The organism is Micromonospora sp. NPDC005203 (assembly GCF_042872705.1).
Lineage (GTDB): Bacteria > Actinomycetota > Actinomycetes > Mycobacteriales > Micromonosporaceae > Micromonospora.
On the sequence record NZ_JBIAKV010000002.1, the window covers coordinates 433,586 to 449,809 of the forward strand.

The window sequence follows — 16,224 nt, forward strand, 5'->3', positions numbered from 1 at the left end:
GCCGGGGTGGAGGGTGCGCCCACGGAAACTCCTCGGGGGGTGGTGGGGCCTGGGGTGGCACCATCCTGCCCTCCGGCGGTCCGGGACGGCATGGCCGGTTGGCCGGGCACCGATCACCCGCGTGGTTTGTCCGTCGGCGGGCAGTGATGCGGCCCATCCCCGCCCGTGCCACGGGCATCGTGTTGTGTGCGACCGTTGTCTAATACAGGATCAGCAGGGCACTCGGAAGGAGCCCGACATCACCAGCGAACTCCCGCGTCTCGCGGCGGTGACCCGGCCGCACCGGGGGTCCGGCTCGGCCGGGTCCCCAGTCGTGCCGTACCCGCATGGTGGCCTGGCGCGGCACGCCAACCTGCCGCCCGGCGAACGGCTGCGGGTGCTGCTGGTGGAGGACGACGAGGGCGACGCCTTCCTGGTCGGTGAGCTGCTCGCCGAGACCAACTCGATGATCGACCTGCTGGTCGCCACCAGCCTGCGGGAGGCGCGGCAGCGGATCAACGACGTCGACTGCGTCCTGCTCGACCTGGGCCTGCCCGACGCGCAGGGGCTGGACGGGCTGCGTCAGGTGCTGGAGATGTCCAGCGGCGCCGCGGTCTGCGTGCTGACCGGCCGCTCGGACGAGTACCTGGGCGTCGTGGCGGTCGCCGAGGGCGCACAGGACTACCTGGTCAAGGGCCAGGTCGACGGGGTGCTGCTGACCCGGGCGCTGCGCTACGCCGTGGAACGCAAGCGCGCCGACGAGAACGCCCGCCGGCTGCGGGAGGTCGAGCTGCGGCAGGCCGAGTCGGCCCGCCTCGAACGCGGTCTGCTGCCCCAACCGCTGATGACGACCGACCAGGTGGCGGTGCACACCTTCTACCGGCCCGGCCGGCACGCCGCCCTGATCGGCGGGGACTTCTACGACGTGGTGCAGACCCGTCCGAACCGTATCGACCTGATCGTCGGTGACGTCTGTGGGCACGGGGTGGACGAGGCCGCGCTCGGCGTCGAGCTGCGGGTGGCCTGGCGGGCACTTGTGCTCGCCGGAGTGCCGGACGACGAGGTGCTGCCCGCGCTGGAGCAGGTGCTGATGAGTGAGCGCCGCCTTCAGGAGATCTTCGCGACGGTGGCCACCACCAGGCTGGACCTGGACGCCAACCGCGCAACAGTCCGACTCGCCGGGCACCCGCCGCCGCTGCTGCTCTCCGGTGGCCGGGTCGCCCCGGTGCCCGCGCCCGGCGGCCGACTGCTGGGCGTACGACCCCGCCGGCCGATCGCCTACGACCTGGAGTTCGACACCGATGACTGGTCCCTGCTGATGTACACCGACGGGCTCATCGAGGGGCGGGTGGGAGCGGGCAACGATCGCCTCGACGTGCTGGGGCTGAGTGGGCTGCTCGACGAGCCGGCCAACCGTTCGGTGTCGCTGCCCGAACTGCCCGCCTGGCTGGTCGGCCGGGCCGAGCGGCTCAACGGCGGCGCGCTCGCCGACGACGTGGCCATGTTGCTGGTGAGCCGGGGTGGTGGCCGGTGAAGCCGGTGGTCGGCGGCTGGAGTCTGCGCCGCCGGGTCATCACGCTGCTTACCGTCGTGGGGGTGCTGCTGATCGCCCTGGCCGGCGCGGAGGCGGCGATGGCCGCCCGCAACCGCACCCAGATCGACGCCGTCCTGAACGAGACCGGCCCGCTGCGGGTCCAGTCCCAGGAGCTGCTCAACGCGCTGCTCGACCAGGAGACGGCGATCCGGGGGTACGCGGTCAGCGGTGACCCGGACGACCTGAACCCCTACCGGGAGGGGCTCGCCCAGGAGAAGAGTGTCACCGTCTCGATGCGGGCGCTGCTCGACAACTACCCGCAGATCAGCCAGGAGCTGCGCACCGTCGAGGAGCGCATCACGCAGTGGCGGCAGTCGGTGGCCGAGCCGGTGATCACCACCACCGAGCGGAGCGGCACCAGCGCGGGCCAGGCACTTGTCACCGAGCAGGCCCGGCAGCAGTTCGACGAGGTGCGCACGGCGGTCAACGACCTCCAGAGGGAGGTCCTGGCCGCCCGGGAGCAGACCGCCGACAACGTGCGGAGCAGCAGCAACGTGCTTGTCGTACTGCTGATCGTCGCCGCCCTGGTGGTGGTTGTGGCCGGCGCGGTGCTGCTGCTCTCGCTGGACCGGATGGTGATCCGGCCCCTCACCGGCCTGGCCACCCAGGTCCGCGAGGTCGCCGAGGGCGACTACCAGCACCGCATCGCCACCACCGGCCCGCCGGAGTTCATCCAGCTCGGCGACGACGTGGACGCCATGCGTCAGAAGATCGCCGCCGACCTGGCCGAGGTGCGGGCTGCCCGCGAGCGGATCGAGTGGGTCAACAGCCAGCTCCAGAAGCAGGCCGAGGAGTTGACCAGGTCCAACCGTGACCTGGAGCAGTTCGCGTACGTGGCCTCACACGACCTCCAGGAGCCGCTGCGCAAGGTGGCCAGTTTCTGCCAGTTGCTCCAGCGCCGCTACGCCGGGCAGCTCGACGAACGGGCCGACCAGTACATCGCCTTCGCGGTGGACGGCGCACAGCGGATGCAGCGACTGATCAACGACCTGCTGGCGTTCTCCCGGATCGGCCGGCTCACCACCGGCTTCGTCGAGGTCGACCTCAACAAGGTGATGGGCGACGTGGCCGGCCAGACCGAGGCCGCGCGGCAGTACGCCGACGCGGAGTTGACCTGGACCGACCTGCCGGTGATCTCCGGTGAGGAACCGCTGCTGACCAACCTGCTGGCCAACCTGGTCAGCAACTCGATCAAGTTCCGACGGGCGGAGGTGCCGCCCAGGGTGCACGTCTCGGCGCGGCTGGTGGACGCCGAGTGGGAGATCACCTGTCAGGACAACGGCATCGGGATCGAGCCGGAGTTCGCCGACAAGATCTTCGTGATCTTCCAGCGGCTGCACTCGAAGGACGCGTACCCGGGCACCGGCATCGGGTTGGCCATCGTCAAGAAGATCGTCGAATATCACGGGGGTCGGGTCTGGGTGGACACCGACGTGCCGGAGGGCACGGCGATCCGGTTCACCCTGCCGGCGCTCCCGGCGGACCTGGAGGCGGCTGCCGCCGCCGACTCGTCGGAGCAGCCGCAGGCCCTGCCGGCGGGCGACGCCACGCCCTCGAACGAGACAGCGGCAGCGCCAATCGAGCAGTCCGACTCCTCGGACCGGCCGGACCGGGCCGACGAGTCGCCGGAAAGCGGTAGAACGGGTGACATGAGGGAGACGGTGGGATGACCGCGCCGGCGGATGGCAAGAGCCCGATCGAGGTCCTGCTGGTCGAGGACGATCCGGGTGACGTGCTGATGACCCAGGAGGCGTTCGAGGAGCACAAGCTGCGCAACCGGCTGACCGTCGTCTCCGACGGCGCCGAGGCGCTGGCCTACCTGCGGCAGGAGGGCCAGTACGCGGACGCGCTGGCGCCCGACCTGATCCTGCTCGACCTCAACCTGCCCCGGCGTGACGGCCGGGAGGTGCTGGAAGAGATCAAGAACGACCCGGAACTGCGCCGGATCCCGGTGGTGGTGCTCACCACCTCGCAGGCCGAGGAGGACATCCTGCGCAGCTACCAGCTGCACGCCAACGCCTACGTGGCCAAGCCGGTGGACTTCGAGCGCTTCATCTCGGTGATCCGCCAGATCGACGAGTTCTTCGTCAGCGTGGTCAGGTTGCCGCCGCGTGGCTGACACCCTGCTCGACGACGTCGGCGACCTCCTGCGGGAGGCCGCCGACCAGGTCGTGCTGCCGTTGTTCCGCAAGCTCGACGACTCCGACGTGTCGGAGAAGGCGCCCGGCGAGGTGGTCACCGTCGCCGACCGTCGGGCCGAGGAGCTGCTCTCGGCGGGCTTGCGCCGGCTGCGGCCCGGCTCGACGGTGGTCGGTGAGGAGGGGGTCGCCGACGACCCGGGGTTGCTGCGGCACCTGCGTGACGCCGGTGACGTCTGGCTGGTCGACCCGGTCGACGGCACCGCCAACTTCGCCGCCGGTCGCCGGCCGTTCGCCCTGATGGTGTCCTTGCTGACCGACGGGCAGCCGGTCGCCGGCTGGATCCTCGACCCGCTCGCCGACACCCTCGCCGTCGGCAGGGCGGACGACGGCACCCTGCTCAACGGCCGGCCGCTGGACGGCACCATCGCGGTGCCGCCGCTCGGCGAGCTACGCGGCGCGGCGATGACCCAGTTCCTGCCGGCGGAGACCCGCGACCGGGTCCGCGCCGGCGGTCGGCGGCTCGGCGAGCTGCTGCCCGGTCAGCACTGCGCCGGGCGGGAATATCTGGACATCCTCACCGGTGAGCAGCAGTTCGTCCTCTTCTGGCGCACCCTGCCCTGGGACCATGCCCCGGGCACCGTGCTGGTCCGCGCGGCGGGTGGCGTCGCCCGCCGGTTCGACGGCGTCGACTACCACCCCGCCGACGACGGCCGCGGGCTGCTCGTCGCGGCCAACGAGCAGGTCTGGACCGAGGTGCGCGACGCCCTTCTCGCCCCCTGATCCGGGCACTGCGCGACGGTGCCGGAACGCTCCGTCGACATCGGGGCCTTCTCGGCGTCGGGGGGCTGGTCAGCGGCTCACCGTCCGGTATCGTGACGGCGGTCTCCGCCAGCAGGCCGCCGACCGGCGCCGGTGGGGACGCCGCCGCGCAGTTGTTCACCGGGGCCGGCGGTCGACGGAAGGACGCTTTCGTGCCCAGGACCAGGCTCGACCCGCGGCTCGGTCGCCGCACCCTGCTCACCCTGCTCGCCGCCGTCGCCCTGGTGCTCGGCGGTGCCGCCGTGCCGGCGTACGCCGAGCCCGGTGAGGGCGGCAGCAAAAAGCTGCAGGACGCGTTGGAGTTGACCGCCAAGGGGCACATCGAGGCCAAGGCCAAACTCGACAACTCCAAGCGGCGCCAGACGGCGTTGACCGGCGAGTTGACGGCGATCGAGGGTCGCATGGGTGGGCTCACCGCACAGGTGGGTGAGGTCGCCGCTCAGTCCTACCGGATCGGTCGGCTCGGGCCGGCGTCGATGCTGCTCAACACCGCCACGCCGCAGGCGTTCCTGGAGCGCGCGAGCGATCTCGACCTGATGGCCCAGCGGGACAGCAAGCGGCTGCGTGATCTCGTCGCAGCCCGGCAGCAGGCGCAAGAGGCCAAGGTCGCCATCGACGCCGAGGTCCGCGAGCAGCAGAAGCAGCTCGCCGTGATGGCGAAGAAGAAGAAGGAGGCCGAGGCGGCGCTCGCCGAGGTCAGCTCGGGCAGCAGCAACGGTTTCAGCGGGGGCAGTTCCGCCTCCGCGAAGCCCGCCCCGCGTAACTCCGACGGATCCTGGCCGTCGGAGTCCTGCTCCGTGAAGGATCCGACCACCTCCGGCTGCATCACCCCGCGTACCCTCAACGCGCTCAAGCAGACCCAGGCGGCCGGCTACAAGCGGCACGTCTCCTGTAAGCGCAGCGGTGGCGGCGGTGAGCACCCGAAGGGGCGGGCCTGCGACTTCGCCGCGGCCACCAACGGCTTCGAGGACCGCAACGCGACAGGTGGGGACAAGGCGTACGGCGACAGCCTGGCCGCCTGGCACGTGCGCAACGCCGACCGACTGGGCGTGCTCTACGTGATCTGGTACCGGCAGATCTGGCATCCCGGCACCGGGTGGCGTTCGTACAGCGGCAGCGGCAGTCCCGCCGCGTCCCACACGAACCACGTTCATCTATCGCTGTACTGACCCGGGGCCCCAGCTTCACTGCGTACCATCGCGACGATGAGTTCCCCACCGCCCGACGTCGCGGCCCCGCCGGCCGCCGCCGCCCCGTCCGTGCCGATCACCGGCCGGGCGCTGCCCAACGGCCTGGCCGCCTTCCTGGTCTTCTTCTCCAGCGGCGCCGTGCTGGTGCTGGAGACCGTCGCGCTGCGCCTGGTCGGCCCGTACGTCGGGGTGACCCTGCAGGTCACCAGCTCGGTGATCGGCATCGCGCTGGCCGCCATCGCCTACGGGGCGTGGACCGGCGGCTGGCTCGCCGACCGACGCAACCCGCGCGGCCTGCTGGCCCCGGCGTTGGTGCTGGCCGGCATCGCCACCGCCATCACCCTGCCCGTCGTCCGGTACGCCGGTGAGGTGCTGCGCGGTGGCGCGGCCAGCGGGATCCTGCTGTTGGTGGCGCTCGCCGTGTTCGTACCGGCCGCGCTGCTCGCCGCGGTCACCCCGTTGGTCGTGAAACTCCAGTTGGCCGACCTGCGCCGCACCGGCCAGGTGGTCGGTCGACTCTCCGGGATCGGCACCCTGGGCGGCATCACCGCCACCCTGCTCACCGGCTTCGTGCTGGTCGCCGCCCTGCGCAGCACTGTCATCCTGGTGACCCTGGCGGTCGCGCTCGGGTTGGTCGGCATCGGCCTCGGCTGGTATCTGCGCCGGCAGGAGCCCACCGAACTGCCCGGTCCGGCCCGGACCCGGGCCGCGCTGGCCGTGCTCGGCCTGGTCGGGGCGGGCCTCAGCACCGTGGCGCCCAACCCGTGCGACATCGAGACGGCGTACCACTGCGCCCGGGTCACCACCGACCCGGCCCGGCCCACCGGTCGGACGTTGCTGCTCAACTCGGCCCACCACTCGTACGTGGACCTCGCTGACCCGAAACACCTGGAGTACGCGTACACGAAGTGGATCGGAGCGGTCGCCGACGTCGCCGCGCCGGCCGGTCAGCGGCTGGACGCGTTGCACCTGGGCGGCGGTGGATTCACCGTGCCGCGCTACCTGACCGCGACGCGGCCGGGCACCGGGAACGTGGTGTTCGAGATCGACGGTGGGCTGGTCGAGTTGGGTGAGCAGGAGCTGGGCGTACGGACCGGGCCGGAGCTGCGGGCGGTGGTGGGCGACGCCCGGATGCTCGTCGGCGACGAGCCGACGGACAGCCGTGACCTGGTGGTCGGTGACGCGTTCGGTCACCTGGTGGTGCCCTGGCACCTGGCCACCCGGGAGATGGCGGCCGAGGTCCGGCGGGTCACCCGCCCCGGCGGCGTGTACGTGCAGAACGTCATCGACTACCCGCCACTGCGGTTCATCCGCGCCGAGCTGGCCACGGTGGCCGCCGAGTTCCGGCACGTCGCGTTGATCGCGCCGCCGGAGGCGCTCGCCGAGGAGCAGGGTTCCAACTTCCTCATCGTCGGCTCCGATGCGCCGCTGCCGCTGGCGGCCGTGCGGACCCGGCTGGACGAGGTGGACCCGAAGGTCAGCCTGCTGTCCGGCCCGGCGCTCACGGAGTTCGTCGGCAAGGCCCTGGTGTTGACCGACGACTACGCCCCGGTGGACCAACTGCTTGCCACCGCCTGATCGGGTAACAACTCTGACCGATTCCGACACTCCAGGTGTAGGACGTTTGATCCTGGGCAACAACGGTCACCATGGGTGGTGGGGACCGAAACGGCGCGCAGCTCCTCGATGAGCGGTACCGACTGATCGAGCAGCTCGGCGCGGGCGGCATGTCCGTAGTGTGGTGTGGCTACGACGAGGTGCTCGGCCGTCAGGTCGCGGTCAAGGTGCTGGCCTCCAGGCTGGCCAGCGACCGCGCGTTCCGCCACCGGATCCGGATCGAGGCGCAGGCCGCCGCACGCCTCTGCCACCCCAACATCACCAACGTGTACGACTACGGCGAGTCCGAGCAGGTCGGTCTGACCGTGCCGTACGTGGTGATGGAACTGGTCGACGGCGCCTCGCTGGCCAGCCGGCTGGGCCGGGAGAGCCAACTGCCCTGGCGTGAGGCGGTCACGATCGGCGCGGAGGTCGGCTCGGCGCTGACCACCGCGCACGCCCGCGGCGTGGTGCACCGCGACGTCACCCCGGGCAACGTCATGCTCACGTCGACCGGGGTCAAGGTGGTCGACTTCGGCATCTCCGCGCTGGTGGGGGAGAGCGAGAAGGGGCCGGACGGCGCGCTGCTGGGCACTCCCGCGTACCTCGCCCCGGAACGGCTGGACAACGGCCAGGTGTCCCCGGCCACCGACGTGTACGCCGTCGGGCTGCTGCTCTACCGGATGCTCACCGGGCGGCTGCCCTGGCGCGCCACCACGACCACCCAGATGTTGCGCGCACACATGTACAACGAACCGGAACCGATGCCCGCCGTGGAGGGGCTGCCCGACGAGGTGACCGAGCTGGTGGGGCGCTGCCTGGCGAAGCGGCCCGCCGACCGACCGGCCACCGCCGAGGTGACCCGGATCCTCGCCGAGGCGGCCGGCATGCTCGCGGCGGTGCCGGTCTCCCCGGCCGGCGGACCCCTGGACCCGGCCCTGCTGGGCACCGCGCGTACCACGATCCTGCCCTGGTCGGCGGCGACCGACGCGTTGCCGCTGTCGCGTACCCGCAATCGGGACCGGCGAGCCCGGCAGCGGGTGACCCGGCGTCGTCGGGTGGAGGCCGGGGTGGCCGCCGTCGGGCTGATCGCGGTCACCGGGGCGATGTGGGGCTTCACCTCACGCAGTCCGGCCAGCGGTGAGGGACGACCGACGACCGAAGCTCGGATGGGTCTGCCGGCGAAGGTGCCGTGCGAGGTGGCGTACGCGCTGCGCACGGACTCCGGCACCGACTTCGCCGCGGACCTGACGCTCACCAACACCGGCGACCAGGAGCTGCGGGACTGGGCGATGAGCTTCAGCTTCCCCGGCCAGCAGACGGTGACGAAGTCGGAACCCGCACCGGTGGACCAGCAGGGAAGCACTGTGGTGGTCCGGCCGACGGAGCAGCGCAACACGTTGGCGCCCGGTGCCGCCGAGAAGCTCACCCTCACCGGGACGTACAGCGGGGCGAACCCGCTGCCGGTGGAGTTCCGACTCGGCGAGGTGGCCTGCGGGGTGCGCGTCTCCGGGGTCGCCGGCAGTACCCCGTCCACGGGGGTCGCTGGCGGTGCCCCGTCTGCGGCTCCGCCGAGCCAGGCGGCCACCCCGACGAAGGCCCCGCCGAAGAGGGCGGCGGCACCCAGCGGCTCCGGCGGTGGTGCGCCGAAGGCAAAACCGCCGAAGGCGCCGAAGGGTCCGGCGAACCCCGGCGAGGCCAAGGGGCCGGGTGGTCCGGGAAAAGGGTGAAGGCCCCTGATGGGCGCCACGGCGGGCCGCCGCACAGGAGATGACGGTCAGCGTCGTCCCGCGAACCGTTGCACCTGGTCGATGCCACCCTCCACCACCAGCACCCCACCCTGGGCCAGCGCCGTGTCGTCCGAGGCGTACCGGAAACGCTCGCCGGGCGCCTTCGCGCCGATCACCCGGACTCCGGATCGCTCCTCCGGACGCAGGTCGAGCAGAGTGCGCCCGACGAGCGACTCCGGCACCCGGACGGTGGCGATCGCGAAGTCGTCGTCGAACTCGATGAAGTCGAGCAGCCGGCTGACGATCAGGTGCGCCACCCGGTCGCCGGTCTCCGCCTCCGGGAAGATCACGTGATGCGCACCCACCGACGACAGGATCTTGGCGTGTTTCTGCGAGGTGGCCCGTGCCCAGATCTGCGGCACACCCAACTCGACCAACGCCAGCACGGTGAGGACACTCGCCTCCACCGACGCCCCGATGGCCACCACCGCCCGGCCGAAGCTGGTGACGCCGAGCTGCCGCAGCACCCCCTCCTCGGTCGCGTCGGCCTGGACCACCCGGTCGAGCTGGTCCGAGAAGCGCTGCACCTGGTCCGGGTTACGGTCGACGGCCAGCACCTCGCGGTCCATCCGGGTGAGGGAAGCGGCCAGATGGCAGCCGAATCGACCCAACCCGATCACCACGATGCCGCCGCCGTCCGATCGTCTCGACACCTCGACCCTCCTAGCCGACAATTGGTTGTTCCTGCGGGTAGCGGTAGAGCTTGCGCCTGGTGTTCAGGGCGATCGCCGACCCGAGGGTGAGCGGCCCGACCCGGCCGATGAACATCAGTGCGGTCAGCACCAGTTGACCGCTGGCCGGCAACTCGCTGGCGAGACCGACGGTGAGCCCGGTGGTGCTGAACGCCGAGGTGACCTCGAACAGGGCAGCGACGAACCGCACGCCCTCGGTGAGCAGCAGCAGGAGCATGGTCCCGGCCGTGACCAGCGCGACGCTGAGCAGGGCCACGGTCACCGCCTGCCGCTGGCTCGCGGTGGCCACCCGGCGGTGCCCGACCGTCACGTCGGGCTCGCCGCGCAACTCTGCCCAGATGGTGAAGGCGAGCAGGAAGAACGTGGACACCTTGATGCCGCCGGCCGTGCTGGCGCTGCCGCCGCCGATGAACATCAGCACGATCAGCAGCGGATAGCTCTCCTCCTGGAGTTCGGCGATGCTCAGCACGTTGAAACCGCCGGTGCGGCTCAACGCGATCTGGGTGAACGTCGCGAGCACCTTGCCTCCGGCGTCGTACGAGCCGATGGTGCTGGCGTTTGTCCACTCGGCGGCGAGCAGGCCGACGAAGCCGAGCAGCAGCAGGGCGATGCTGCCCCAGATGGTCAGCTTGGTGGCCACCGCCCAGCCCGCCGGCTTGCGCCACTCTCGGACGGCCTCGAACAGGGCGGGAAACCCCAGCCCGCCGACGATGGCCCCGAACGCCAACGGCAGTGAAACCCACGGATCGCGGTCGAAGGCCAGCAGGCCGTCGGTGTAGAGCGCGAAGCCGCCGTTGTTGAACGCCTGGATGGCGTGGAACACGCCCGACCAGAGCGCGCGCCCGGGCGGGTAGTCGTACGCCCACCAGAGCCGGCCGGCGACCAAAGCGGTCAGCACGGCCTCACAGGCGAAGACGGTGATCGCGATCCGGCGCAGCAGCCGGCCCACGTCACCGATGCCGAACTCCGCCGTCTCAGCCTGCACCAGCAGCCGGTTGCGCAGGCCGAGCTGACGCGAGACCACCAGGATGACGAGCGCCGCCGCGGTGAGGATGCCGAGACCGCCGAGCTGGGTGAGCAGGGTGATCACCAGCAGTCCCCAACCGGACCAGTAGTTGGGGGTGTCGGTGACCGCCATGCCGGTGACGGACACGGCCGAGGTGGCGGTGAAGAGCGCCGTCACCAGCGGCGGGCGCTGGTGATCGGTGGTCGCCCACCGTGCCATGAGCAGCCCGGCACCGAGCAGGATCGGCACCAGGAAGGCGAACGGCACCAGCCGCACGGGGTTGCGGAAAAACCGGCGCACCAGACAATCTTCCTTTTCCGCCCGCTACCTGGCGCGGGAACGCGCATTCCGGAGATTCACCTCCCGGCCAGCCATCGACCAACTGCCGGTCAACCCGGCGCGGTCTGCTGAGGCGGCTTCCCCCGATGACAGGAGACGGCGATGCGACGTACCCTTCCGACCCTCGGCCTGGCCGGCGTGCTGCTCGCGGCCGCCGTGGCCGTGCCCACCATGGCCGAGGCCGGCCCGGCGACCGACGCCGACCGCTCCCGGGCGAACGACCGGCCGATTGTGATCGCTCACCGGGGTGCCAGCGGCTACCGGCCGGAGCACACGGTGGAGGCCTACCGGTTGGCGATCCGGATGGGCGCCGACTACATCGAGCCGGACCTGGTCTCCACCTCCGACGGGGTGCTTGTCGCCCGGCACGAGAACGAGATCTCCGGTACCACCGACGTGTCGACGCACCCGGAGTTCGCGGCCCGTAGGGCGACGAAGACCATCGACGGTGTCGCCGTGACCGGGTGGTTCACCGAGGACTTCACCCTCGCCGAGCTGAAGACGCTGCGAGCCAAGGAGCGGCTGCCGCAGGTCCGCGTGGCGAACACCGCGTTCGACGGCCGCTTCGAGGTGCCCACCCTCCAGGAGGTCATCGACCTGGCCCGGACCGAGGGGCGGGCACGGGGCCGCACCATCGGCATCTACCCGGAGACCAAGCACCCCACCTACTTCGCCTCGATCGGCCTGCCGCTGGAGGAGCCGCTGCTGCGGGTGCTGCGGCAGAACAAGCTGGACCGGAAGAACTCGCCGGTCTTCATCCAGTCGTTCGAGACGGCCAACCTGCGCCGCCTGAGCAAGCTGACCGACGTCAAGCTGGTCCAACTGCTCGACGCGACCGGCCGCCCGTACGACTTCACCGCCGCCGGCGACACCCGCAGCTACCAGGACCTGGCCACGCCGGCCGGGCTGAAGTGGATCGCCGGGTACGCCGACGGCATCGGCGCGAACAAGAACCTGATCGTGCCCCGCGACGCCACCGGCGCCCTGCTCGCCCCCACCAACGTGGTGCGCGACGCGCACCGGGAGCGGCTACTCGTGCACTCCTGGACGTTCCGGGCGGAGAACCAGTTCCTCCCGGTCGACTTCCGGATCGGCACCGACCCGAACGGGCGCGGCGACATCACAGCCGAGTACGAACTCTTCCTCGGCCTGGGCCTGGACGGCGTCTTCAGCGACCACCCCGACACCGCCGTCGCCGCCCGCGCCGGCTTCTGACCTGCCCGCGCCGGCTTCTGACCTGCCCGCGCCGGCCTCTGACCTGTCCGCGCCGGCTCCTGGCCTGCCCGCGCCGGCTCCTGACCTGCCCGCGCCGGCTTCTGACCTGCCCGCGCCGGCTCCTGACCTGTCCGCGCCGGCCTCTGACCTGCCCGCGCCGGCTTCTGACCCCTTCCGAATGTCGGCCCGGAGCTGATCCGCTTCGAGCCGACCGCCGGGCCGATCACGCCCGGCCCACCCGCTGGCCCGCCGTCCGCCACCCGGACGACGGGCCAGCGGCACGTCCGGGCCACCGCTCGCCGTTGTGTCGAGGACTGGTCCAGGTGATGTCTGCTTCTGACGGTCCCACTCGCAAGATCGTGCTCGATCCAGGATCGAGTGGCATCGCCGCGTCGACATGGCCGCTACATCCAGGATTGAGCACGATCATGACGGGATGGGCCGGGCGTGAGGCGGCAACCTCACCGATGTTGCTGTCTCGCCGCCGGTTGAGGCAGCACCATCGGGGAGGTTGCGCAGATCTTGACCGCTGGGAGTGGCGGGTGGGGTTGGTTTGGACGGGTAAGTGGTGCTGGCTCCAGAGGAGTCGGCGACGTAGGTGCCGCGAGCGGGCTCACCGTTGACCAACTCGCCGTCGTGCGGCAGTGACAGCGCTCGCGACGCGGTTTTCCTGTGCCCGGCGTAGCTCTCGGCGAGCGTTCGCGCGCTCACCCGTCCAAGGTCACGCTCGATCCTGGATCGAGTGGTATCCCCGCGCGTCCAAGGCCACTACATCCATGGTCAAGCACGATCTTGGATGGGTGAGCTGGGCTTCGGGCCGCGACTTCGCCGATCTTGCTGTATCGGGGCGGGCTGAGGCAGCAACCTCCCCGATGTTGCTGTCTGAGGGCCGATCGAAGCAGCAACATCGGGGAAGTTGCGCAGATCTTGACCGGTGGGCTTCCCGGGACGCGCTCGGGCGCTCGGGCGGAGGGCTCGGAGTGTGGGCGTGAGATCGGTTCCGCGTTCGTACCGCCGACGAGGGCTGCGGGCGTGGGGCCGGGCGGTCCGGTGTGCGTCCCCTACCCGCACACCGGGCCGCCGGTAGGCCGAGGAGCCGACGAGTCGAGGGGCCGGAAGGCCGAAAAGCCGAGAAGCCGAGGAGTCGAGGGGCCGAGGAGCCGACGGGCCGAGGAGTCGAGGGGCCGAGGAGCCGACGGGCCGAGGAGTCGAGGGGCCGAGGAGCCGAGGAGTCGAGGGGCCGAGCAGCCGACGGGCCGAGGAGCCGACGAGTCGAGGGGTGGTGGTCGTGGGCGCGGGGCGGGAACGGTTCGTGGTGCATCTGCCGGTGGTCGCGGAGGACCTGTCGGGAGCGCTGCGCTTCGCTCGGGCGATCACGCGGGCGCTGGGTTCCTCGCCGACCTGGACCGGGCCGAGACGACGGGTGTCGGCGGAGGATGCGCAGTGCGTACGGCATCGGGTCTTCTGTGACAGCTTGCTCGGCGGTCGTCGGCGGTGTCCGCGCCCGGCCGCCCACGACGGGCCCTGCGGTTGACCGGGCGGGGCGGGTGGCGCGAGGCGACACATTCGTCGGGTGGTCCGTGGGGGTTTGGGCCACCGGGAGGGAGGGGCTCCCGAGTGGCGGTGCGGCCCGTTGTAACCCCCGGCCACCTCATTCCTGTTACTTGTGTGTTTCCGCCACATAGCTCGTGGGTGACGTCACTTCTAGCGTGAGCCGACAACACAGCATCCTGTCCTCACCCTGGAGTCGCGATGACGGTCCGGCACACGCGGCGGGCGTTCCTCTCCGCCGCCACGATGATGGCTGCGGCACTGGCCGCCACGGCCTGTGGTAGCCCGCAGGACACCGCCACCGGCGGCGGCGACAACGCCGCGCCGGTCAAGGTCGGCCTGGTGTACTCCCAGTCGGGAGCCCTGGCCAGCTACGGAAAGCAGTACATCGAGGGGTTCAAGGCGGGGTTGGACTTCGCCACGAAGGGCACCGGCAAGGTCGGTGACCGGAAGATCGAGCTGACCGAGGTCGACGACGCGGGTGACCCGGCCAAGGCGGTCTCCGCCGCGAAGGACCTGATCGGCAAGGGCACGAAGATCATTGCTGGTTCCACCGCCTCCGGCGTGGCGCTTCAGGTCGCGCCGATCGCGGCGCAGAACAAGGTCCTGTTCATCTCCGGCCCGGCCGCCACCGACGCGGTGACCGGCGCGAACAAGTACACGTTCCGTTCCGGGCGGCAGTCCTACCAGGACGTGGTGACCGCCAAGTCGTTCATCGGCGACCCGACCGGCAAGAAGGTCGTGGTCTTCGCCCAGGACGGCGCGTTCGGCGACGCCAACGAGGCGGCCGTCAAGGCCGTCATCGGCAGCGCGGGCGCCAGCGTGAGCAGCGTCCGGGCACCGGCCAGCGCCAGCGAGTTCACGCCGTTCGCCAGCCAGATCAAGGCAGCCAAGCCGGACCTGCTCTTCGTGGCCTGGGCCGGTACCACCGCCCCGGCAATGTGGCAGAGCCTCGACCAGCAGGGTGTGCTCTCGTCCACCACTGTCGTCACCGGCCTGGACATCCGCTCGTCCTGGCCCACCTTCGGCGCGGCCGGCACGAAGATCTCCTTCCTGTCGCACTACTTCGACGGTGCCAGCGACACGGAGGCCAGCAAGGCGCTGAAGGCCAAGGTCAGCACCATTGACCTGTTCCACCCGGACGGTTTCGCCGCCGCCCAGATGGTGGTCCGCGCGGTGCAGGAGGGTGGGGACGACGTCGACAAGATGGTCACCGCCCTGGAGGGCTGGAGCTTCGACGGGGTCAAGGGCAAGATGACCATCCGGGCCGCTGACCACGCGCTGCTCCAGCCGATGTTCCAGGCCAAGCTGACCGGCAGCGGAACCGCGTTCACGGCAACCGCGCAGAAGAGCCTCACCGGTGACGAGACCGCGCCGCCGGCCGTGGCCATGAAGGGCTGAGTCATGCTCGCCACCCGCGGTCTGACCTGGCGGATCGGTGAGGTCGCCATCGTCGACAGCGTCTACCTCGACCTCGCGCCCGGAGAGTTCCTGGGCGTGATCGGGCCGAACGGCGCCGGCAAGACCTCACTGTTCAACCTGATCAGCGGCCTGCGCCGGGCCACGGAGGGCCGGGTCGTCCTGGACGGGCAGGACATCGGGGAGCTCCCGCCGCACCGGCGGGCCCGCCTCGGGCTGGGCCGTACCTTCCAGGCGTCCTCGGTCTTCGGCTCGCTCAGCGTGCGGGAGAACGTCCGGCTCGCCGTGCAGGCGCACCGCGGGGGCTCGATGGCACTGTGGCGGCGGGCGGCGGCCGACCGGGAGGTCGCCGCCGCCGCCGACACGGCACTCGACCGGGTCGGCCTCGCCCACCGGGGTACGGCCCTCGCCGGCACCCTGGCCCACGGCGAGAAGCGCAAGTTGGAGATCGCCCTGCTGCTCGCCGGCGAACCGCGGGTGATGCTGCTGGACGAGCCGATGGCCGGGGTCAGCGCCGAGGACGTACCCGAGTTGGTGGCCGTGATCAAGTCGTTGACCGGCGACAGCGGCCGGGCGGTGCTGATGGTCGAGCACCACATGGACGTCATCCTGGAGTTGGCCGACCGGATCGCCGTCATGCACCACGGCGCGCTGCTGGCCTGCGACACCCCGGAGACGGTGATGGCGAACCCCACGGTGCAAGAGGCCTACCTGGGGGAGTCGCTGTGAGCGCGAGGAGTGAGCCGGGTTTGCGAGCCCCGCAGTCGCGAACGGAGGCAGCACTGTGAGCGTGAGGAGTGAGCCGGGTTTGCGAGCCCCGCAGTCGCGAACGGAGGCAGCACTGTGAGCGTGAGGAGTGAGCCGGGTTTGCGAGCCCCGCAGTCGCGAACGGA

The 16,224-nt window shown here is 71.1% G+C and carries 12 protein-coding genes; 10 read left to right on the forward strand and 2 right to left on the reverse strand.

What is annotated here, in order from left to right:
- Window positions 1-313 precede the first annotated feature (313 nt).
- From ACFYPM_RS07285 to ACFYPM_RS07315, 7 genes are all read left to right on the forward strand, one after another.
- Entirely contained in the window at window positions 314-1,513 is a 1,200-nt protein-coding gene (locus ACFYPM_RS07285; protein ID WP_387192150.1) for a PP2C family protein-serine/threonine phosphatase, read from the forward strand.
- Complete coding sequence (locus tag ACFYPM_RS07290; RefSeq protein WP_387192152.1) at window positions 1,510-3,243, forward strand: ATP-binding protein; 1,734 nt, start codon at window positions 1,510-1,512, stop codon at window positions 3,241-3,243. The genes ACFYPM_RS07285 and ACFYPM_RS07290 overlap by 4 nt, the downstream gene beginning before the upstream one ends.
- Entirely contained in the window at window positions 3,240-3,692 is a 453-nt protein-coding gene (locus ACFYPM_RS07295) for a response regulator (RefSeq protein WP_387192154.1), read from the forward strand. Before ACFYPM_RS07290 ends, ACFYPM_RS07295 begins: the two co-directional genes overlap by 4 nt.
- A complete protein-coding gene (locus ACFYPM_RS07300; protein WP_387192156.1) occupies window positions 3,685-4,494 on the forward strand; it encodes an inositol monophosphatase family protein in 810 nt (269 codons plus the stop codon). The genes ACFYPM_RS07295 and ACFYPM_RS07300 overlap by 8 nt, the downstream gene beginning before the upstream one ends.
- Before the next feature lie 191 nt (window positions 4,495-4,685).
- Window positions 4,686-5,702: a coiled-coil domain-containing protein gene (locus ACFYPM_RS07305; RefSeq protein WP_387193385.1), complete on the forward strand. Its 1,017-nt coding sequence runs from the start codon at window positions 4,686-4,688 to the stop codon at window positions 5,700-5,702.
- A 36-nt stretch (window positions 5,703-5,738) separates the two neighbouring features.
- On the forward strand, window positions 5,739-7,301 hold the full coding sequence (locus ACFYPM_RS07310; RefSeq protein ID WP_387192158.1) for a fused MFS/spermidine synthase: 1,563 nt from the start codon (window positions 5,739-5,741) through the stop codon (window positions 7,299-7,301).
- Window positions 7,302-7,372: 71 nt separating this feature from the next.
- Window positions 7,373-9,049 (forward strand): protein kinase, encoded by a 1,677-nt coding sequence (locus tag ACFYPM_RS07315; RefSeq protein ID WP_387192160.1) that lies wholly within the window; start codon window positions 7,373-7,375, stop codon window positions 9,047-9,049.
- Window positions 9,050-9,096: 47 nt separating this feature from the next.
- On the opposite strand, the gene ACFYPM_RS07320 is transcribed toward ACFYPM_RS07315, so the two are convergent.
- Both ACFYPM_RS07320 and ACFYPM_RS07325 read right to left on the reverse strand, forming a co-directional pair.
- Window positions 9,097-9,729: a potassium channel family protein gene (locus tag ACFYPM_RS07320; protein WP_387193388.1), complete on the reverse strand. Its 633-nt coding sequence runs from the start codon at window positions 9,727-9,729 to the stop codon at window positions 9,097-9,099.
- A 43-nt stretch (window positions 9,730-9,772) separates the two neighbouring features.
- On the reverse strand, window positions 9,773-11,107 hold the full coding sequence (locus ACFYPM_RS07325) for a TrkH family potassium uptake protein (RefSeq protein WP_387192162.1): 1,335 nt from the start codon (window positions 11,105-11,107) through the stop codon (window positions 9,773-9,775).
- Between the two features lie 141 nt (window positions 11,108-11,248).
- Here ACFYPM_RS07325 and ACFYPM_RS07330 point away from each other — a divergent pair, with 141 nt between their 5' ends.
- The 3 genes from ACFYPM_RS07330 (at window position 11,249) to ACFYPM_RS07340 (ending at window position 16,060) form a co-directional block, all read left to right on the forward strand.
- Window positions 11,249-12,361 carry a glycerophosphodiester phosphodiesterase gene (locus ACFYPM_RS07330; RefSeq protein WP_387192164.1) on the forward strand — a complete coding sequence of 371 codons (1,113 nt, stop codon included), beginning with the start codon at window positions 11,249-11,251 and terminating at the stop codon, window positions 12,359-12,361.
- A 1,752-nt stretch (window positions 12,362-14,113) separates the two neighbouring features.
- Window positions 14,114-15,313 carry a substrate-binding domain-containing protein gene (locus ACFYPM_RS07335; protein WP_387192166.1) on the forward strand — a complete coding sequence of 400 codons (1,200 nt, stop codon included), beginning with the start codon at window positions 14,114-14,116 and terminating at the stop codon, window positions 15,311-15,313.
- A gap of 3 nt (window positions 15,314-15,316) precedes the next feature.
- Window positions 15,317-16,060 carry an ABC transporter ATP-binding protein gene (locus ACFYPM_RS07340; RefSeq protein ID WP_387192168.1) on the forward strand — a complete coding sequence of 248 codons (744 nt, stop codon included), beginning with the start codon at window positions 15,317-15,319 and terminating at the stop codon, window positions 16,058-16,060.
- The last annotated feature ends 164 nt before the right edge of the window (window positions 16,061-16,224 follow it).